Origin of the sequence: Ruminiclostridium herbifermentans (assembly GCF_005473905.2) — a bacterium.
GTDB classification, from domain to species: domain Bacteria; phylum Bacillota; class Clostridia; order Acetivibrionales; family DSM-1351; genus Ruminiclostridium; species Ruminiclostridium herbifermentans.
In genome coordinates this window covers 1477849-1500347 of the sequence record NZ_CP061336.1, presented here as the reverse complement: position 1 = coordinate 1500347, position 22499 = coordinate 1477849, and the positions used below count along the sequence as shown (strand labels likewise).

Below are 22499 nucleotides of genomic sequence, written 5' to 3'. Positions count from 1 at the left end.
ATCATACATAGATAGTTTATTAACAGAAAGTAAATTCATATATAACTCGTATTTAAATGACATATTATATACGAGACTTTTAAACAGGAGTGTCTCAAAACTACTTAAAAAATAGTCGAGAGATGCTCTTTTCTTTTTATTAACTTTTATTTCTTAATTAAATTTTGATTGCTCCATAATATCTTAACGGTTTTGTAGATTCTGAGCATACTAATTATAGATTGTTTATTGAAATTCTAAGACTGTTTTCCCTCTGATTTAGAAACGATTGAAACCATATTCGCTTTTTAAAAGCCAAATGCTCCTTTTATCTGTACAGAACGGTTCATTCTTATCTTGACCATTTATTGTTACTTTCCAAATATTAAAATATATATTAAGGCAGTAACAATATTTGTAAAACCCCACTCCGCTAAATACTCAGCAAAAGTGGGGTTTACCGTGTCATCTTACTTTACAATATCAATAAATCCGTTATGTCTCCAATTTTAGAAAATTCTATATCTTTTTTATAAATTTCACTACTTTTTTATAAATTCTACAACTTTTTTATGATTCCTCAATGTATCAATCTCCCTAGGCTCCCCCTACTCCACCGTTACACTCTTCGCCAAATTCCTTGGTTTATCCACATCGCAGCCTTTTTCTAGTGCCATGTAGTAGGCGAAAAGCTGCAATGGTGTTACTGCTGAGATTGGGGCTATCAGTGAGTCCACATCTGGTATTGTTAGTACTAGGTCGGCTGTTTTTTCAAGTTCTTCCTTGTGCCTTTGCTGAGTTATGGCTAGAACTACTGCGCCTCTTGCTTTAACCTCTCTTATATTGCTGACCATTTTGTCAAACAGAGAGTCTTGAGTCATTGGACATACTACTAATGTGCCCTTTTCAATAAGTGCTATAGTTCCGTGTTTAAGTTCTCCGCCTGCATATGCCTCCGAGTGAATGTAGGAAATTTCCTTTAGTTTAAGTGAGCCTTCCATTGAAAGGGCGTAATCAAGGCTTCTTCCAATAAAGAAGATACTTTTTGCATTATAATGTCTATGAGCAAATTTCTGAATGTTTTCCTTGTCTTTTAGTATTTCTTCTATTCCTGCTGGAATTTCCTTCAGTGAAGCCAAAATATTATCTGCCTCTTCCTTACTAATAGTACCTTTTTTTAGCGCAAAATCAAGTGCTACCAAGTATAGAGCAGTCAATTGGGTGTTATATGCCTTTGTGGAGGCAACAGCGATTTCAGGACCTGCCCAAGTATAAAGCACATCATCAGAGCTACGCGCAATTGAACTTCCAACAACATTAACTATTGAAAGTATTCTTGAGCCTTTATTTTTTGCCTCTCTCAGCGCAAATAATGTGTCCAGTGTTTCACCTGATTGACTTATAATTATTGTTAAATCCTTGTCAGTAATTAGTGGATCACGATATCTGAATTCTGATGCAACATCAACCTCAACTGGAATCTTGCAAAGCTTTTCAATTATATATTTCCCTACAACACCTGCATGATAAGCTGTACCGCAAGCCACAATATATATTTTTTGCAAATTATCAATTTCTTCTTTTGTTATATTAATATTATCAAGCTTCAGTTCTCCATTTATTATTCTAGGACTAAAGGTGTCCCTTATAACCTTTGGCTCTTCATACATTTCCTTCATCATGAAATGCTCATAGCCGCCCTTTTCAGCTGCTTCCACATCCCAATTTACTTTGAACACCTCTTTTTTAACTGGAGCACCAAGGCTATTAAATACCTTTACGCTGTCTTTAGTCATTACGGCTACTTCTTTATCCTCTAGAATGTAGATGTTTCTAGTATATTCAAGGATTGCAGGAATATCAGATGCAATAAAATTCTCACCGTCGCCTAAGCCTATAACCAACGGACTGTCCTTTCTTGCACATACAAACATATCCTCGTTATCCTTAGACAAAACGCCTAGCGCATAGGAGCCTTCTATTTCATCAATTACCTTCATTACAGCATCTAAAAGGTCACCCTTGTAGTAATGCTCAACCAAATGTGCAACCACTTCTGTATCTGTATCTGACTTAAAATTATACCCGCGTTCCACAAGAAATTCCTTTAATTGAATGTAATTTTCAATTATTCCATTATGAACAACAGCTATCTCCCCTGATTGGCTTATATGAGGATGAGAGTTAATATCATTAGGTTCACCATGTGTAGCCCATCTAGTATGCCCGATTCCCATTCCACCATCTAAATTTTCTGTTTTTAATCTTTCCTCTAACGATGTTAATCTGCCCTTACATTTTTCAACTCTTAGCTTGCCATTTTCATTTATTGCTACTCCTGCTGAATCATAGCCTCTATATTCCAGCTTTGATAGTCCGCTTAAAAGTACAGGTATTGCTTTTCTATTTCCTATATATCCAACTATTCCGCACATATTTATTCTCCTTAATAATTAATAAATTTTGATAATAATAATTCAAAATGCTTATATAAATGACTTTCTTTTTGTCTTCACATGTACATTTTAAATAATGCTATATGTTTTTCTGCTTTATAAAGTTTAAACATCAATTTATCAAAAAATTAACTTCATAAAGCTAATATTACTTTTTTGCTAGTTAATCCATGTCTTAAATTCTTATGAAATAGATTTGCCGTATTCTTTTGCTGCCAATTCGTATTTGCAAACAAGCCACTAACGGTATGCACTTATCTAGAGCATTTCAATAAAGTCAACTACTAAACCCAATAAGCTAATAAAATAATTGCCAGCATTTTTATTGTGATTATAGACTTTAATGCAACTATCTCAAAATTAATTTATGCTTTTGCTTTTAACTCAGTCATTATTATAATAATATTTTCTATTTAACATTCAACTTTCCCATCGCAAAAATCCTACGGTGTTTAAGCTTATCAATGGATTATTGATGAAATAAATGATTTTAAATCATTGCTTATCCGAAATATATTGCATAAACAACAGTTCACAGCTTGAAAATGCAAAGCATTCATCCGTGCGTCCATCGTTCTCTTTGTATTTTGGGCAAAGCAACGGCAATGGGCGTTTGGTGGTCACAGGTAAAATGACCAAAGCGGCTGAAGCGTTGGAAATACCCACTCAAGCAATGTATGATTAATGTGTTTCTTCACTGATTGCAAATTTAGCATGTGCCGTATATAGCGTGGAAGGTGTGTATTAAACAATCGTCACAAACATAACCCTAACATCCATATTTACCATCAAGCTAAATGGCATTCCTCAATTAAAATGCAAATTAATCACTGCTTGTGGATGGTTTATTTTAAACAATCATCACAATCATAACCCTAACACCAATATGCCATCAATCAAAATGACATCCCTCATCTTACATGCAAATTAATCAATGCTTGTGGAAGGTTTATTTTAAGCAATCATCATAAACATAACCCTAATATCCATATGTGCCATCAAGATAAATGACATCCCTCATCTTACATGCAAATTAATCAATGCTTGTGGAAGGTTTATTTTAAACAATCATCACACACATAACCCTAACATCCACATTGCCATAAAACAAAATGGCATCCCTCATTTAACATGCAAATTAATCAATGCTTGTAGAAGGTTTGTTTTAAACAATCGTCACAGGCATAGCCCTAATAATCACATATGCCCTCAACATAATGACATTCCACATTTGCATACAAATTAGTACAAGCTAAGCTGTTATTTCTTTCGTTGAAATAAAACAATGCAACAGCCTTAAGAATTTGTACACTAAATCCTTGGTTTCTAGTGAAATCTCCACATCAAAGCAAAGCTAAAAATAAGAATAACAAAGCACTAGTAGCAAAAGTACAAGCTGTTTTTTTAATGCTTTTATCTGAGATTGTTGAATTAAATTAGATAAAAAAAGATATGCTACAGGATTAGTTACGTGAAACTAGTTTGTTTTGCAGTTGCCTGCAAGTTTTGTTTCGTTTCTGACGATTGTAACAACCGGAAGGTATCCGCCGAATATTTCGATACAACACAAGGTAAGTGTTGCTTCCTTCTCCTCGTCAACAGATAAAATATCTGTCCAGGCGCTTTATTATTTACTTATTAATCCTGTTTGTTCCACCCCCTCACATTAATTCTTTGACTAATAATTTTTCCATCCACTTTATAATACGTAAATAAGATGGATTTGTCAACAAAATAAAATACAGATTGCTTCAAAACAGGAAATAATATAAGCAACCATTAATCTGCTTAAATAGCACTCCCGTGAAATATATCTATTGCTCGCTCACAAAATTTACACTCAAATAATTACGGTGAAAAACAAGCACTTTCGCCCACCGTATGACCTCGAGTCAATACTCACAGCTGCTGACTTCCACTGTGTCGGCTACAATACATGTTCTTCACCTACTATTTCTAGCATAAAATTCTCACCAAGCATAGTAACAAATTGAAGCTTAATTTGAAACTTAAACAAAATTGTATTTAAATTGCAGAACTATAAATCATTTTATGCTATTCTCTTAAGCTAGCCTACCTTCAATAACTCTAACCAGCTCTTTTGCACGCCTTGTTATTACTTCCTTGTCCTTGCCTTCTATCATAACTCTAACTAAAGGCTCAGTTCCTGAAGGTCTTATGAGTACTCTTCCCTCACCATTAAACTCATCTTCAAGTTCTTTGCACATTTTCTTTATTACTTCATCATCAAGATAATTATTTTTCTTTTCGTTAGAAACTTTTGCATTTATCAGTACTTGCGGCAATACCTGAACAACACTTGCAAGTTCAGATAGCTTCTTTCCTGAATCCTTTAACACCTTTAACAGCTGAATGCCTGTTACAAGTCCATCACCAGTAGTATTGTGCTCAAGGAAAATTACGTGACCAGACTGCTCCCCGCCAAGCATATAGCCTTTATTAAGCATTTCCTCAAGAACATACCTATCTCCAACCTTTGTCTTTTCAATAATAAGGCCATTATTCTTAGCCATTATATCAAGCCCCATATTACTCATTACTGTTGCAACAATTGTATTATGAGGCAGCATACCCTTAGACTTCAAATGCAATCCTATAATTGCCAATATCTGATCCCCGTCAACAATATTTCCATTTTCATCAACAGCAAGAACTCGATCTGCATCTCCATCAAAAGCAAGACCAACATCAGAATTTGTTTCCTTTACAAAGGCTTGAAGCTGCTGCATATGTGTTGAACCACACTTACTATTTATGTTAATTCCATTAGGTTCATTATTGATTACACTTACCTCTGCCTTTAAATCATAAAGTGCCATTGGTGCAGTCTGAAATGAAGCCCCATTTGCACAGTCTATTGCAACCTTTATTCCTTCTAAATCGCCGGAAATAGTGCTTTTTACAAAAGAAACATAATCTTCAACAGCAGATTCTTTATATTCCTTAAAGCCTACATTATGACCAGTTGGTTTTGGCAGTTCTTCTCCGCCATTTGCAATAATTTCCTCAATCTTATCTTCTATTGCGTCAGGCAATTTATATCCATTTGCATTAAAAAACTTTATGCCATTAAATTCAAAGGAATTGTGAGAAGCAGATATAACTACACCAGCATCTGCATCATATTGTCTTGTAAGATAAGCTATTGCAGGTGTCGGAATAATACCCAAACTAATTGCTCTTGCACCCACAGAGCAAATACCTGATATAAGTGCCGCCTCAAGCATATCTCCTGATATTCTTGTATCCATACCTACCAGTATTTTAGGTGTATGTTTTGTTTCTCCTGTAAGAACATAAGCGCCTGCCTGCCCCAGCTTATATGCCAGCTGCGGGGTAAGTTCTAGGTTTGCCACTCCTCTAACACCATCAGTTCCAAATAATCTCCCCATTATAACCCTCCTAGGTCTATATTTTAATTTAGTATTTAGCATTTCCATTTGTGGAGGTACACAATCTATCATTACTGTTGTAACCATATTCTATCATGCTACCTCCAACGTTTACTTAATAATATATTTATGTATGATATATGAAATAATTAAAATTATATGCAAAAACCACATTAAATCAATATTTTCACTTTATCATCCGCATACATCGTCAAAACAGCGGAAAAAACACTTGTGGTTTTTAATGCGAAGAGCACGATGTATGCACGAAATGTAAACTTCGCATTTTTTCAAGCTGGTACAGCAAACGTCTTTATTATCTGCTGAGCTATTTTTATGCCGTCAACTGCTGCACTTACTATGCCTCCCGCATATCCGGCTCCCTCTCCAGCTGGATAAAGCCCCTCTACACTTACACATTCAAAAAACTCATTTCGCGGAATTCTAACGGGTGAAGAGGTTCTAGTTTCCACACCAGTTAAAAGCGCATCTCCCATCCCAAAGCCCTTCAGCTTTTTGTCAAAATAGCCTATGGATTCCTTCATACTGCTTGTAACATAATTAGGCAGACAATTATTAATATCAGCACATTGGGATTTCCCTGTATAACTAGGCTTTACACTTCCAATTTTCCCAACCCTATTATATATAAAATCCTCAAGCCTTTGAATAGGGGCGCTTCCATTACTTCCGCCAATCTTATAGGCTAATGCCTCCCATTTTCTTTGGAACTCAACTCCAGCTAAAGGATGCGAGGATTCAAAATCAGATGGCCCTACTGAAACCACAAGAGCACTATTAGCATTTTCCCTGTCTCTTTTATATTCACTCATACCATTTGTAACTATTGAATTTAGTTCAGATGCCGATGCTACAACTAAACCACCGGGACACATACAAAAAGAATAAGTTGTTCGCTCTTTTTGCTTATGAAAAAGCTGATAATCTGCTGCCCCAAGGGAAGGATGCCCGCTTGCTGCTCCGTATTGAACAGTATTTATAAGACTTTGCGGATGTTCAATTCTTACACCGATTGAAAAAGGCTTTTGTTCAAAGGGCACACCTCTAGTATAAAGCATATTAAAAGTATCCCTAGCACTATGACCAATTGCCATAACAACTACATTTGTATCAATATTTGAATGGGTGTTTGTTAAAACTCCGCATACCTTCCCATCGCGAATATTAATGTCAATTGCTTTGGTATTAAATAAAATAGTTCCCCCAAGCCTTTCAATTTCCTTTCGCATATTGACAACAACATTTTTTAATATATCTGTTCCAATATGAGGCTTTGCCTTATATAAAATTTCATCAGGAGCACCAAATCTGTGATATTCCTGCAAAACCTTATCGCACCTAGAATCGTTTATTCTTGTAGTAAGCTTACCATCAGAAAAGGTTCCGGCACCACCCTCACCAAACTGAACATTGGTGTCAGTATCCAGTTCTCCGCATTTCCAATAGTGTTCAACCTTTTTTGTGCGTTCTTCTACATTTCCGCCTCTCTCGATTACAATAGGCTTATAACCATTCTGAGCCAAAATTAGTCCGCAAAAAATCCCTGACGGACCAGTTCCAATTATCAATGGTCTGCCGTTAATTTGTCTGTTCCCTGGTATTAAAACTTCCTCTTGAACTTGCTCTAAAATCTTAACATCAGGACTATTAGGTATACTAATGCCCTCTAACACTTCACAGGAAACCGAATAAACAAGACGAATGCCAGGCTTTTTTCTGGCATCCACTGATTGCTTTACTATTTTTATATTTTTTACGCTTTGCAGCTTAAGCTTAAGCTTTTTTGCAGTTAAAATTTCTAACTCTTTTCGTCCATCATCTAGACCTAAAATTAAATTTGATACTAAAAGTTTCATTTACTCCGCCTTTGTTATATTAACAGGAACCAAAACATTTTCTACCTGAGTAATACCACTAGGTAATATTACAGATAGTAAAGCATTGTGCATTCCCTCATCTAATTTTTCCACGTCAATACTTGGTATTAAATCTGTAGCCCTGATTTTATTTAAATCATCGGCTTTACCCTTTAACTTAATTGTAACTGGCTCAATTATTTTATAAATATAGTTTTCTTCTGCCGTCTTCCCAATTATTGTAATATTTCCAGGTACAATTACAAAAGAGCGCTCAACTAAAGGTATTATTTCAACCTCAACACTTACCTCACGTGAGGAGTTGACCACCTTAACTCCTTCAGGCAACTGCAAAAGAACCTGCTTAGTAAAAGTTTGAGTTGCATTTTCTAAATTGACTGGAACTGTAGTAACCTCATTAATTTGAGATAATGTATCAGCTTTTCCATCAATTTCAGTTAACAATACACTAGCAGGCTTTACTTTACTTATGCCCTCTACATAATCCTTATCAGGCTTGCCTTCTGTTATTGGAATTACTGGAACTCTCTTTCCAACTTCAATATTCACAATCACATTAAGACCTTTGCTTAATTCAGGCATTTCTTCGCCGCTTTTGTTATATACTTTGCACTTTTTCTGAATTTGCAAATTTCTATTTAAGCCAGAAACGTCAATATATGTCTTCACTGCACCCACATTAGCAATAACTGAATCTAAAGCTTCAATCTTAACTGTTTCTGGATTAGCTGTCTTAGTTATAATTTCATACCCGCTTGCCAAATCTCCGCTTGTTTCAACTTGAACAACAAAGGGATTTTCCTCTATCTTTCCCAAGTCCAGTTCCACAAACTTTGGCTTAATATCAATACTATTGCTGCTAATATTTTCTCTTCCTAAATAGAGTGGAGGATTTAACTCTATAACCTTATCTTCAATGGTTTTTACCTTTGATAAATCTAGAGTGACTTCAAAATCAGAATCCTTGATAGCATCTAACACATCCACCCTTTCACGGACTGTAACGGTGGTATACTTTGTAAAAGAATTACTGTTTAAAACCAATCCATTTGCTTTTAAGCTTTCCTCGTTGATAATGTTTATAGGAACAGTAAAATAGCCTGTCTTAACAGGATTAATAGTAAACCAAAGCAAAATAGCAAAGACTATTGAAAGTATTTTGTATGTCAAATCCTTTTTCAAATATTCTTTCACTTTGATTTCCCCTTCCATAGAGATAACTTTTTGTTTACTGTCTTCTTCTCAAGTAAGTTTTTATTTAACGCTTTTCTTAAGGTATCAGGTGTAAGATTTCTTGATAAACCACCATTTAGTGCATAGGATATTTTACCTGTTTCCTCAGACACTACCACAGAAATACAGTCCGACACTTCTGTGATTCCCAAAGCGGCTCTATGTCTAGTTCCAAGTTCTTTGCTCAAGTTAGGATTGTCAGTAAGAGGTAAAAAGCAAGCAGCTGATTTCAGTTTGTTATCTCGTATTATTAATGCTCCATCGTGAAGCGGTGTGTTTGGCGTAAAAATATTTATTATTAATTCTGAACTAATATTTGAATCTAACGTTGTGCCTGTATTTATAATCTCACCCAGCTTTGTCTCACGTTCCACAACAATAAGAGCACCTGTTTGTGTCTTTGAAAGTTCTGTTGCAGCCTTAACAATTTCCTCAATAGTATATGTGGTATGTATAACGTCATCACTTTCGTCAAAATTAAAAAAGTCTCTAATATTGCTACTTCTTCCTAGCTGCTCTAGACCTCTTCTAAGTTCAGGCTGAAATAATACAACTACTGCAAAGCCTGCAAGTTCAATAGTTTTATTTAATATAAAAGCCAAGGTTCTAAGCTGCAGCCATTCACTGAGCATTGCAATAATAAATATTACAACTATACCTTTAACTAATTGCCAAGCTCGAGTCTCTTTTCCAAGCTTTATCAGCTTAAAAATTATATAAGAAACAATGCTTATATCAATAATTGATTTTAGCATTTCGAGAGGAGCATTAATAGGTATATATACCGATATAAAATTTGTTATGTTTTCGAAATTCTCAACTAAAGAATTTAACAAATCATTCACACCCTTGCTCAAAGTCAAATATTATTGGCTAAGAATTGGCTTTGCAAAATTTCTTTTCTTATTTTTTATAATGTTTAGCATCTTCTAATGTTAGTAACTGTTTTCCCATTCAATGAATGAAACACCCGATAAAACACTTTGGTTATGGAGCCATATAAAATTGAAAGCAAAATCCATATTTCAGTCACATAACAAACAATTACCCACAATATCACTAAAACGCTATTTTTCGTTTTAAACCCCAAGATTTCAACTATAATAGACTTTGTATAGTCAACATAATAATACAAGCTAATTTTAATATAAAAACAAAATATATTAAATGGGTAAAAATAACTAATTTTATTTTATTCAGAAAATACTATTTATACTTTGTATCCTAATTCTATATAATGCGTATATCTAAAAAGTTGAAACTATGGAACATTCGGCTTTATAGCAAATTCTATTTATTATATAAAAATATACACATTTTATGAATAAAATTTCATTAACACTATGTTAATTTTTGTTAATAAAATAATGCCTTATAGTATACGTTTAAAATTTAATTTAGTATGATTTTAGCATTAAAACTGTTCAAATAATTTTGTCTCTAAATTAACTGAATAAATTAAACTTTAATTAATATCCAAATAAAGAAAATCCCACCGACCCAATTGTTGTAAGCAAAAATATAACAACCAATACAATCGCTACATATTTAACCCATTTTTTATGCATTTCCATTACCCCTTTTAATTAAATAAATAAGTTCAATTTTAATTCCTTGAGCCAGGAATTCACATCACCATCACTTGGCATTCTCCAGTCTCCTCTAGGTGAAAGACTGATTGAACCAACCTTTGGCCCATCTGGCAAACAAGAGCGCTTAAACTGCTGACTAAAAAATCTTTTTAAGAAGGTTCTGAGCCATTTATCAATAACCTCATCTGTATATTTTCCTTCAAAAGCATACTTTGCCATAACAAATATTTTTGAAGGCTGAGCTCCGTACCTTACAAAATGATATAAAAAGAAATCATGCAGTTCATAGGGTCCAACAATATCCTCAGTTTTCTGCTGTATCTGACCAGCATCATCTGTAGGCAGTAATTCAGGACTAATTGGAGTATCTATAATGCTTTTAAGCACTTCACTAGTTTCATCCTTAAACACATAATCTGCAGCCCACTGAACCAAATATTTAACAAGTGTTTTAGGCACTCCCGAATTAACTGCATACATAGACATATGATCACCATTATAAGTACACCATCCAAGCGCAAGTTCAGAAAGGTCTCCAGTACCAATAACCAGACCACCTATTTTATTTGCAATATCCATAAGTATCTGAGTTCTTTCCCTTGCTTGTACATTCTCATAAGTCACATCATAGACAGCAGGATCATGTCCAATATCATTAAAATGCTTCATACATGCTTCTTTAATATCTATTTGGAATGTAGTTACATTCATTAACCTCATCAATTCAAGAGAATTGTTAAGTGTATTATCAGAAGTACCGAAACCAGGCATTGTTATAGCATGTATATTCTTTCTATCAATTCCCAATCTATCATATGCCTTTACAATAACTAATAAAGCCAGTGTAGAATCCAATCCACCTGAGATTCCAATGACACACTTGTCTATTCCTGTATGTTTAAGCCTCTTCACCAATCCTGATGTCTGGATGTTAAATATCTCATTACAGCGTTTATTTCTAATGCTGAGTTCTGAAGGTACAAAAGGAAGTGGATCAAAAGTTCTCTTAACTTCAGAATTATTTGGCTCTCTCACACTGAATAAAACTTTTCGGAACTGAATACTTTCAGTCCTATGTGTAAACGAAGAATTCTTTAATCTTTCACTGACCATTCTATCTATATCAACATCACTAATAATCAATTGTTGGTCAAAAGAAAATCTCTCTGATTGGGCAAGCACCACCCCATACTCACTAATCAAGGCATGACCTCCAAAAACAAGGTCAGTAGTGGATTCATTTACTCCAGATGAAGTATAAACATATGCAGCAGCACACTTTGCCGACTGCATTTTTATGATACTTTCCCTGTATTCATGCTTACCTACAATTTCGTTACTTGCAGACAGATTGAATAATAATGTCGCACCATTAATAGCTTGATAACTGCTTGGAGGTATTGCTGTCCAAAGATCCTCGCATATTTCTATTCCAAAGCATAAGCCATTCATATTCTCTGCTTCAAATAGCAAATCTGTTCCGAAGGGTACAGCTTGTCCAAGTAAATTAATATTTTCATTGTGAGAATCCATTCCAGAGCAAAACCATCTTACCTCATAGAATTCACTATAATTGGGTATAAAGCTTTTGGGAACTATGCCTAAAATTTTTCCAGATTGTATAACAACTGCACAATTATATAATCTACTATTTACAAGTAGTGGCATACCAACTAATAAAATACAATCTAAACCTTTTGTTTTTTCAAGTATTGTTTTTAAGCTATTTATTGCATCATTTTGGAGCGTCTTCTGTAAAAAAAGGTCTCCACAAGTATATGACGTTATAGCCAACTCAGGGAACACAACAAATTGTGCACCCTTTGTCTGAGCCTGTTTAGCACTTTCAATTATTTCTGCTGTATTATATTCGCAGTTTGCAACCTTTAATTTTGGTATCGCTGCTGCAACTCTTACAAATCCAAAATTCATTTAATCACCTAATATATCTATTTGAGTAAAGTTTATATCTTTATTATACCTCTTAATTTGCCTCAATTTAGTGTAACATATTTATGTTTTTGTTGTATATAGAAAATTATCTCTAAACTTCATTTTTAATATTATAGCGTCCCCTTGAATTGCTATATTTATCAATATAATACTTTTTATTACTAGCTATTTGCTTTAAGAAGCAAACCAGTTTATCAATTTCAGCATGATCATTATATATTCCAAAGCTTACTCTTACAATCCCGGGAAATAATGAAGCAGAATCATTCATTAAATCCTCCATGTCCTTTGCAGATAAGCCAAGTAAGTTTTCACAATAAGGATGTGAACAGAAATAACCGTTTCTCACAGCAATACCAGCTTCATAGGAAAGTATAGCTGACATTAATGAATGATGCACTCCCTCTATATTAAATGGAATTACACCTATTGTTTCCTGTTTATCCGGGCTGCTATAAAACTTAATATCTGGTATGCTTTTCATTTTGCTGAAAGCATAGTCATGAAGGTTCTTTTCTACATTGTAAGCATTACTCATACCTATCTTTGACAATGTTTTTATTGCCGAAACCATTGCCACTATTCCAATAAGATTTGGTGAGCCTGCTTCATTTTTTTGAGGAGGCTCTTCCCACCAAATACGCTCATGAGTAATAAGTTTTATAATACTTCCTCCCACACAGCATGGAATACAATCTTCAAATGTAGTCTTAGGTCCTATTAGTACTCCACATCCATAAGGTGCATACATTTTGTGAGCAGAAAATGATAAATAATCAATATGCTCATCACTTTCAAAATCCTTCATATCAACAGCAACATGAGGTACTAACTGCGCTCCGTCAACATGAATTTTGGCCCCGTTTCTATGTGCCATTGCTGCCATTAAATGTATATCATTTATGTATCCAGTAACATTTGATGCACCTGCCACTGTCACCAGCTTTACTCTGTTTTTATACTTTTTCAGTTTTTCTTCATAATCCTCGAGCGAAAGCCTTCCAAACTGGTCTACTTCTATATAGTCAACAGTAAATTTATCTCTCCACGGCAAATCATTTGCTGCATGCTCCATCCATGTAGACAACACCACATCTCTGCCGTCCTTTTCTTGACTTAATATAAAAGCCAGCATATTTATTGAGTCAGTAGTGTTCTTTGTGTAGATAAGAATATCTTTTTTATTGTCAGCCTTTACAAAGCTTTTGACAATATCTCGCCCAGCCTCGTAAACCTCAGTGGACAACATGGATTTATAGCCCCGTCCTCTATGTATTGAGGAATACCAGGGCAAAAAATCTCTAACTTCCTTTTCTACAGAATAAAAAGGTGGTGTTGTTGCAGCATTGTCAAAATTAATTGCTGTTGTATATGTACCATTATCAAGGGGAACTTTGGTATTAACGCCCACTATCATGCTTCTATATTTATTTAATCTGCCTGAACTTTGATTTCCGCCTGCTACTTGAGAATTAATACTTTTCTCAAAGCCTCTTCCAAATTGATTTGCATTAGATAAAAACTGATTGCCTGTGAAATTATTATACATAAAAAACCTCCGCACCTAATTTTGACCATAAAAATGCTGTTGTTATTGTGGAGGTTACGCAAATAGTTTTTTTAACATAATCTAATTCTTTTTATGCTAACCTCCACGCCTAAAAGTATCCATAATAACATTATATTAGGGGGAGGGTTAATCGGTTACTGTAAGATATAAGTTCATTCAAAAATTATGTTTGCTAATTGCAGGAATTAGTAAGTACTAAGAACTAGCACTATTCATTCTCAGACTTTTGCTGATGCATAACAAGAAATAATATATCACATATTATAAATAGTACTCCCATGCAATATATATCTATTGCACTGAAGTACTATTTAAGCAGTTTTCTGTTGATGAATTTATTTCTTGATTCTACTCCATTCAAATCTACTCCATTCAAATACTGATTTACAATTGACTTTAAGCTAGGAAACACCTCATTCTCAAACCAAAGATTATTCTTTAACCATCCTAAAGACCATTCTTATTCCTTGTTTTGACTTCAAAGCTTTTCCTCATAGTACAACCTTACAACTTAAGGTATAGTATAAATATTCTGCTATTTGAATTTATAGATTCTCAGTGAATCTTAAAATTAGAGCTGCTACAAAGCTATATATTTAGTTTTGTAACAGCCAATTCTATCACGTTTTTATGCAAATATTATTGCCTAACCAAGCGTAAATAAATTATTTTTTATAAATGTTCTCCTTACTTCTTTAAACTCTCCAACCTTGCAACAACCTTGTCGTACATGTCTTGGTACTTCTCTCTCTTTGCTTTTTCCTCTTCAATAACACTAGCTGGAGCCTTTGATATAAAGCCTTCATTGTTAAGCTTTCCATTAACTCTCTTTAGCTCGCCTTCAAGGTTTTTCTTTTCTTTGGTCAGTCTCTCAATTTCCTTTTCAAAATCAATAAGTTCATCAAGAGGAATGAATATTTCAACTCCAGCAATAACTGTTCCAACTGCATCGGCAGGAATACCCTCTTTATCAGATTGTACCACTACTTCTGAAGCACCTGCTAATCTTTGGAAGAAAGCTTCTCCCTCTGCTAAAGTAGCCTTTTCATCTGCGCCAGCTGCTACAAATATCATCTTTGCGCGTTTTGCAGGCGGAACATTCATTTCTGCACGAATATTTCTAATATTTCTTATTGCATCCATAATAGTTTTCATTTTTGCCTCGTCAGCAGCAAAGTTTAATTCTTCACTGTATTTCGGCCATTCTGAAATCATTATGCTTCTGCCATCATTTATAAGATGAGTGAAGATTTCCTCTGTTACAAAAGGCATATATGGGTGGAGCAGCTTCATAGCATTTCCTAAAACAAAGTTCAGAACATACTGTGCTTCCAGTCTTCCTTCACTTTCTCTGTCATAGAGTCTTGGCTTAACCATTTCAATATACCAGTCACAGAATTCTTCCCAAATGAAGTCATATATTTTCTGCAAACCAAGACCTAATTCAAACTTATCAATATTATCAGTTACCTCTTTAGTTACTGTGTTTATTCTTGACATAATCCATTTGTCGGCAATGGTAAATTTGCTCTTATCAACCTTGCTGAAATCCAAGTCCTCATCAAAATTCATCAATACAAATCTTGAAGCATTCCAAACCTTGTTTGCGAAGTTTCTAGCAGCTTCTACCTTTTCAGTTGAGAATCTCAAATCATTTCCAGGTGAATTACCTGTTACTAGAGCAAACCTCAATGCATCAGTACCGTACTGAGCTATAACCTCAAGTGGGTCAATACCATTTCCAAGTGACTTACTCATCTTTCTTCCTTGGGCATCTCTAACAATACCATGTATAAATACATATTTGAATGGTGTCTCCTTCATGTGCTCTACACCTGAGAATATCATTCTTGCAACCCAGAAGAATATGATATCATATCCTGTAACTAGAACATCTGTAGGATAGTAATATTCTAAATCCTCTGTCTTTTCAGGCCAGCCCAAAGTTGAGAATGGCCATAAGGCTGAACTGAACCATGTATCAAGTGTATCAGGATCTTGTTCAAGCTTAGTGCTTCCACACTTAGAACACTTATCAGGTGCATCTCCTTGAACCATCATATGTCCACATTCCTGACAGTAATATGCAGGTATTCTATGTCCCCACCATAGCTGTCTTGAAATACACCAATCCTGAATATTTTCCATCCAGTTATAATAAATCTTTGAGAATCTTTCAGGTACAAACTTAGTTGCGCCACTTCTAACAGCTTCTATTGCAGGCTCTGCCAACGGCTTCATGCGAACATACCATTGCTTTGAAATGAATGGTTCAATAACTGTTCTACATCTTTGGCAAGTACCAACATTGTGAGAGTGATTTTCTATTTTAACAAGCAAACCAAGCTTTTCTAAATCCTCTACCATTTTCTTTCTAGCTTCATATCTGTCAAGGCCTTTGTACTGACCAGCATTGTCATTCATTATTGCGTTGTCATCCATGATTCTTACTACAGGTAAATCATGCCTTAAACCAACCTCAAAGTCATTTGGGTCATGGGCAGGTGTAATTTTAACACAACCTGTACCAAATTCCTTGTCAACATAGGAGTCCGCAATTACAGGTATCTCCTTATTTACAAGCGGAAGAATAAGAGTCTTGCCAACCAAATGAGCATATCTATCATCCTCTGGATTTACTGCAACTGCTGTATCTCCCAATAGTGTTTCAGGACGTGTTGTTGCTATTATAACAAACTCGCCGCTGTCCTTTACTGGATATTTTATGTGCCAGAAATGTCCTGCCTGTTCCTCATATTCAACCTCAATGTCAGAAATTGAAGTATTACATTTAGGACACCAGTTAGTTATTCTTTCACCTTTGTAAATGAGTCCCTTATCATAAAGCTTTAAGAATACCTCCTGAACTGCTTTTGATAATCCTTCATCCATTGTGAAACGTTCACGTTCCCAATCACATGAACTGCCTAGTTTTTTAAGCTGTTCTACAATTCTTCCGCCATAAACCCTTCTCCATTCCCATGCTCTTTCAAGGAATTTTTCACGGCCTATCATATCCTTTGTGATACCTTCTTTTGCCATGGCATCAACAATTTTCGCTTCAGTAGCAATACTAGCATGATCTGTTCCTGGAAGCCACAATGCGCTATAGCCCTGCATTCTCTTTGTTCTGATAAGAATGTCTTGTAGCGTATTGTCTAAGGCATGCCCCATGTGTAGCTGGCCAGTAATGTTTGGTGGTGGCATAACAATTGTATAGGGCTTTTTATTTTTGTCTGGAACCGCATGAAAATATCCTTCATCCATCCACTTTTTATAAAGTCTATCCTCAACTTGACTAGGATCATATTGTTTTGCTATGTTTTGTTGTTCATCCATAATCTTCCCTCCAAATTATTTTATATATTATAAACTTATTAATTATCTAGATACTACAGGTTGTATTAAATTAGCTTAATTAAATTAGGTTGCTTCAAATTAAGTTGTTTAAATTTTATTAGAAAATATTAATAAAACAAATCCAGGAATTGTTATTATCAATCCTGTTAATTTCATATTAAATGAGGCTTTATTTAGCTTGTAATTCTGTAACTCTTCCTCAGATAATTCGCTTGCATACTTACATTCCTGCTTTTCAACCAAGTTAAATTTATTGACTATAACTTTAGACAAAAGCACTATAGCAAATCCAACTGCCAATATTATTAATGCTACTATATCAATTAGTTTCATAATTATGTGACCATGCTCGCTGTTATAAAAGTTCATTTATCTTAAGCATGGATTCCTCCCTCCTTCTTATTTTTCCCTTATATAAACTTCCACAAAATTACTATACAACTCAAGAAGCTTAATGTTTATGTGACTTTACCAGTTTTTAATTTTGTAGCTAGTTGCTAACTAAAGCCTAAACTTCTGTAAGAATCAAAAAAGCTTTCATCCAGTATTTGGACGAAAGCAATATCGCGGTACCACCAAAATTTCATTAGTTAATCTCAATAGAAAAATACATCAGAATAAATTCTATCAGATTTACCAAATGAATCTCAAAACGATTAACGTTCGCAACCCGCCGCAGCCTACTATATCGTATATATTGCATATTACGCTGTGTCACAAAAATCAACTAAAATTTTTGCCTAATTAATACAATATTTCAGTGCGGAGTTCCCAAGCTACCTTCAACAGCATCAATTCAGAGCCTTTCACCCAGCGGCTCCTCTCTATGGAAAATCAACTGTCTACTCCTCTTGTTCATTACTTTTAAAATATTACGAGGAAAGTAAATATCCTCCACTTCTATAAGTTGCGGGAACCAATTAGTTTACAATAAAAAACAATATCTCCCGCCTCTTTAATAACACTTCTGACTTAATGAAATTTTATACAATTAAAAAATCTCATTTTAAATCCAGAAATCATAATAAATGCTTAGAAATAATGATATATAATATATCAGGCTCTGTCAAGTAGTGACAATACTAAATTTTATCAAAGAAAACTTCTCATATTCTAATCTTTATATTCTAATTTTCCTTATTATCAGCACCATTAGAATTATCCTGCTCAACAGTACCATCTATAAGCATATCAGAATTCTCTGATTCAGCTTTAGAATCAGCTTCAATAGAGTTTTCTGTATTAATATCATTGCTTTGTTTGTCTTCATCATTTTCCAGTTTATTATTATCTTCATCAAAATTATTAATTTTCGGCTTAGTACCACTGAAAAGTAATGCAACAGCAATTATGGTCAGAATCCAAGACACCTTGTCCACTAATTCTTTATCAATATTAAAATGGAATGCCATATCAAGCAATCCATATAATATAAAGAATGCTGCTATTGCAATTATTATAATATTCCTGTGCTTGCGTTCAAATTTCACTTATATTACCTCCATATATTAAGTAAATTGCTGGCTTGAAGTTCCTAGTATTTCACTAACTAAATGCATACTCCAGCTAATAAAGGTTAATTACTATTATCTAAAAGCGATAATTTTGATTAGAGCATAAGCTTCCTAAAAGTCATAATCAAATTCCAGACCAACAAAATAAAAACAATATTATCCTTAAAGCAAAGATTTTGAACAGTAATTGACTTTTGTAGATGAAATAATAAAGTTAATTCCTCTTACATTATAATAATGGTTAAATTGATTTTAAGCAATATTTTTATATATCTCTAAATTATACTATCTCTTAATTATACCACTAAATCAATGGCTCTTTTAAACACAACTTTAAGCATTGCAGTTATGGGAACACCTATCAGCATACCAATTATTCCAAAGAATTCTCCTCCTACAAGCACGGCAATAATTGTAGTTATTGGATGTAAACCCAGCTTCCCTTCAATAATTTTAGGTGAAATAAAAGCATTGTCAATTTGCTGAACAATAATAAAAACTAAGACTGCAAAAAGCGCTTTACTGGGCGAGTCTAGTAATGCTATTGCAACAGCAGGAATTGCACCTAAAAACGGTCCAAAATAGGGAATAATATTAGCAATGCCTCCTACTATCCCTAAAACAAAAGGATACTTCACATTGATAAAATATAAACCCAATGTTTCTAATATTCCAACTATAAGTGCTGTAAGTAATTGTCCCTGTATAAAATGAGATATAATAGAATTCAATTCACGCCCAATATTGACTAATTCATTACGCATTCTCTTTGGAGCAATTAGAAGTGCTGATCTTTTTATCCCGTCAATATCCTTCAATAAATAATATGCAATAATCATAGATAGTACAATATTTATTAAAATAGCAATTGATGAAGCTACTGCCCCCAATGACTTTTTCATTGCAGATGAAAAATATTGCTGCACAAGAATGGTTGCATTATTTATTTCATTAAATATTACGTTTTTAATTTCAGGAGGCCATTTGCTTGTCTTAATTTTTGATACAAGTGAATTAAAAAGATCTTTGTAGTTATTTGTTATGCTAGGTAATGTATTGAACAATTGTTTCGCATTGTCCAATACATAAGGCATAATGTAAATTGAAAAGAAGACTATTGATAATGCAATAAATGTGTAAATAACTATTATTGCAATACTTCTTTTTATACCCTTTCTTTCAAATTTAATAACTAACGGATAAATAATATATGCAATGACAATAGCAATTAGCAGAGGTGATAAAATCTTAAAAATCCTATCGCTAAAAAAATACACAAAAATAACCAATCCAATAAATAACACTGATAATATTATGTAAAATACAGCCTTTTTTACATTCCTCATATTATCCTCCAATGCATACTTCCGTCATATAAATATAGTTATGTTTTCGAGTTGGTCCGGTAGTACCAATTGGACCAGTATAGCCAACCTTCATAAAAATATAGTTAAGCTTTCGGTTAAGTATGTCCTTTTATTCCAATTTAAACACATCATCCTCACAGACTTATGTAATAAAATTTTACTGAAACTATTAATAATGGCACAGTCTTCTATAAAGTAACGCATATAGTTATAAAAAAGTGCATATTCATTGCTTGATTACTCAAATCCACAAAGTTCTTGCAGAGATTCCCTCTTTTTAATTATTAGCAGATTTTTCTGTTGGAAAATCAATGCTAGAGCAAGCTTTATTTTTTAAATTAATAAAATCCATTTCGCCTGTGCTGTACACAAATAGTAGAGATAGGAAGCTTGTGGGTTTGTTAAAGTTAGTTTATATGATGTAATTAGAAGGCTAAATGGTCACTGCAACTTAATAATCAACAAAAAATCTGCAAATTTTATTAACTTCCAAATTGACTTATTATTTTGCAGCGACCTGCCTGAATTTTAATCCACTTTTCTTGTAGCTTTACTTTAATATTTCTTTTACTTTAATAGTTTCTTTTGCATTTAAATAATGGTATCCTTTTCATGTTGTAAAATCATCTGAACATGTGTATCATGTCTTCAAATACATTACTAGATCTACGTACAATCTTTTTCCCTGACTTTATAAGTCTTTTTCTCATGCGAGGGTCTACTATATCCGGATTGGTCAGAACGCTAATAGATGCTCCGATTAATCCCCCAATAAGTATTCCTTTTGCAAATTTCATATAATCACCTCCTAAACCGCAAAGAAGCTTTGTATAATTAATGGTTTTCATTGCCTTATGAATGTTAAAAACCATAAGGCGATGAATCCATATTTAGCAAATCAGTAGGTAAGTTAGGTTATAATTAAATGTTATAAGTCGGCTAAACATTGCTATACCCAACTTAAAATTGCACAATGTAAACATTAACTATGCTTTCGGGTTTATTTTGGCAACAAACCATTGATAATTTCTCTGTAGTGATAGACTTACGTGAAAGTCAGTAAAATTAGTTTTCCAGCAGGCTTCTGATACCACCACCAGTGTTCATCATCTCTTCAACTGCTTCATTATCTACTAAGATATTCTCTTCGCCTATTTCAATTTTGCCGAGAAATGGCATAATATTTCTACCTACTAACAAATCTTGAAGTAATCCGTCAGAAACCTGAACTCCCTCAACCTTTCCAGTCTTGTAATCAAAAAGTATATCCTTAACTATCCCAATATCATTTCCTGAATGTGTATATATTTTATAACCACGAAGCTGTATTCTTTCTAGCATTTCGGGTGTTTTTTTTATTCTTTTGTATTCTACAAGGTTATCAGAATCATTTATAATAAGTGCATCATTTCCAAGGCTTAAAACATCCTGCAGCATAACTACATTTCCCTTTAAGCTATGGTTTCCCTTCTCTATTATGAATGCAAGGACACCTTTGTTATCTCTGCAAAACACAACATCCTTTAGTGTTCCTATTTTCATTCCATTCTTTGCAGATATAACAGGCAAGCCCAATACCTCACTATATTTTCTTATCATAGTAAATCACCACATTTCACTTATCACTTTCATAATATGTTTATTATTTGTTTTAGTTATTTAAATAATTCAAACATTTTATAATAAAAATATTGGCAATTTTTAATGATTTCTAGCATCATTTTCTAGCCGAGTTTAGCAATCAGACTATATTGATTCTGCTTACTATTTCTTGAAGCAAGATATCAATGTACAGAAAATCTAGCTTTACAACAGAAAATCATGATAGTGTCTCTCGCAACAATCAATGAAAGCTAAATAGTTTTAATTGTGGCGAAATAAATGTGCCAGTAGAGTCCGTAATGAGATTATTACTGCCAATTTCGTGCAGAGTTGCTCCAAAGATGTATTTTAAGACAGTTCATTAAGCAAAAAGAATACATATGCTCACATGAAAGTTACTTCAAAGATGTGTTTTAGGACAGTCAACTAAACAAAAAGTAAGATATTAACTCATATGAAAATTGACTTAGAACCTAGATTATTGTAAAATTTACAGATAGATGCCACAGTGATACCACTGTGGTATCACCTTACCTCATGATAAATAATATTATTTGCTTTA

13 protein-coding genes and 1 other annotated feature are annotated in these 22499 nt (G+C 33.8%); all 13 genes read right to left on the bottom strand.

Annotated elements, in window-relative coordinates; all coding sequences use genetic code 11:
* Positions 1-587: 587 nt before the first annotated feature.
* The gene (gene glmS / locus EHE19_RS06455; RefSeq protein ID WP_137698486.1) at positions 588-2414 is read right to left on the bottom strand and encodes a glutamine--fructose-6-phosphate transaminase (isomerizing); all 1827 of its coding nucleotides are present in this window, start codon (positions 2412-2414) and stop codon (positions 588-590) included.
* A gap of 2084 nt (positions 2415-4498) precedes the next feature.
* Positions 4499-5848, bottom strand: a complete 1350-nt coding sequence (gene glmM, locus EHE19_RS06450) for a phosphoglucosamine mutase (protein ID WP_137698487.1) — start codon at positions 5846-5848, stop codon at positions 4499-4501.
* A gap of 290 nt (positions 5849-6138) precedes the next feature.
* Complete coding sequence (locus EHE19_RS06445; RefSeq protein ID WP_137698488.1) at positions 6139-7725, bottom strand: NAD(P)/FAD-dependent oxidoreductase; 1587 nt, start codon at positions 7723-7725, stop codon at positions 6139-6141.
* A complete protein-coding gene (locus tag EHE19_RS06440) occupies positions 7726-8940 on the bottom strand; it encodes a CdaR family protein (RefSeq protein ID WP_137698489.1) in 1215 nt (404 codons plus the stop codon).
* Positions 8937-9734, bottom strand: a complete 798-nt coding sequence (gene cdaA / locus EHE19_RS06435) for a diadenylate cyclase CdaA (protein ID WP_483314001.1) — start codon at positions 9732-9734, stop codon at positions 8937-8939. The genes EHE19_RS06440 and cdaA overlap by 4 nt, the downstream gene beginning before the upstream one ends.
* 831 nt (positions 9735-10565) lie before the next feature.
* On the bottom strand, positions 10566-12503 hold the full coding sequence (locus EHE19_RS06430) for an NAD(+) synthase (protein WP_137698492.1): 1938 nt from the start codon (positions 12501-12503) through the stop codon (positions 10566-10568).
* Between the two features lie 112 nt (positions 12504-12615).
* Positions 12616-13941 (bottom strand): aminotransferase class V-fold PLP-dependent enzyme, encoded by a 1326-nt coding sequence (locus tag EHE19_RS06425; protein ID WP_244648386.1) that lies wholly within the window; start codon positions 13939-13941, stop codon positions 12616-12618.
* Positions 13942-14781: 840 nt separating this feature from the next.
* Complete coding sequence (locus tag EHE19_RS06420; protein WP_137698494.1) at positions 14782-17433, bottom strand: valine--tRNA ligase; 2652 nt, start codon at positions 17431-17433, stop codon at positions 14782-14784.
* A 108-nt stretch (positions 17434-17541) separates the two neighbouring features.
* The gene (locus EHE19_RS06415; protein WP_137698495.1) at positions 17542-17787 is read right to left on the bottom strand and encodes a hypothetical protein; all 246 of its coding nucleotides are present in this window, start codon (positions 17785-17787) and stop codon (positions 17542-17544) included.
* 212 nt (positions 17788-17999) lie between these two features.
* Positions 18000-18322 (bottom strand) — a binding site (T-box leader).
* Between the two features lie 259 nt (positions 18323-18581).
* On the bottom strand, positions 18582-18944 hold the full coding sequence (locus EHE19_RS06410; RefSeq protein ID WP_137698496.1) for a hypothetical protein: 363 nt from the start codon (positions 18942-18944) through the stop codon (positions 18582-18584).
* A 320-nt stretch (positions 18945-19264) separates the two neighbouring features.
* On the bottom strand, positions 19265-20314 hold the full coding sequence (locus tag EHE19_RS06405; RefSeq protein ID WP_137698497.1) for an AI-2E family transporter: 1050 nt from the start codon (positions 20312-20314) through the stop codon (positions 19265-19267).
* Positions 20315-20958: 644 nt separating this feature from the next.
* Entirely contained in the window at positions 20959-21132 is a 174-nt protein-coding gene (locus EHE19_RS06400; protein ID WP_137698498.1) for a YtxH domain-containing protein, read from the bottom strand.
* A gap of 268 nt (positions 21133-21400) precedes the next feature.
* Complete coding sequence (locus tag EHE19_RS06395; RefSeq protein WP_137698499.1) at positions 21401-21934, bottom strand: PRC-barrel domain-containing protein; 534 nt, start codon at positions 21932-21934, stop codon at positions 21401-21403.
* Positions 21935-22499 lie beyond the last annotated feature (565 nt).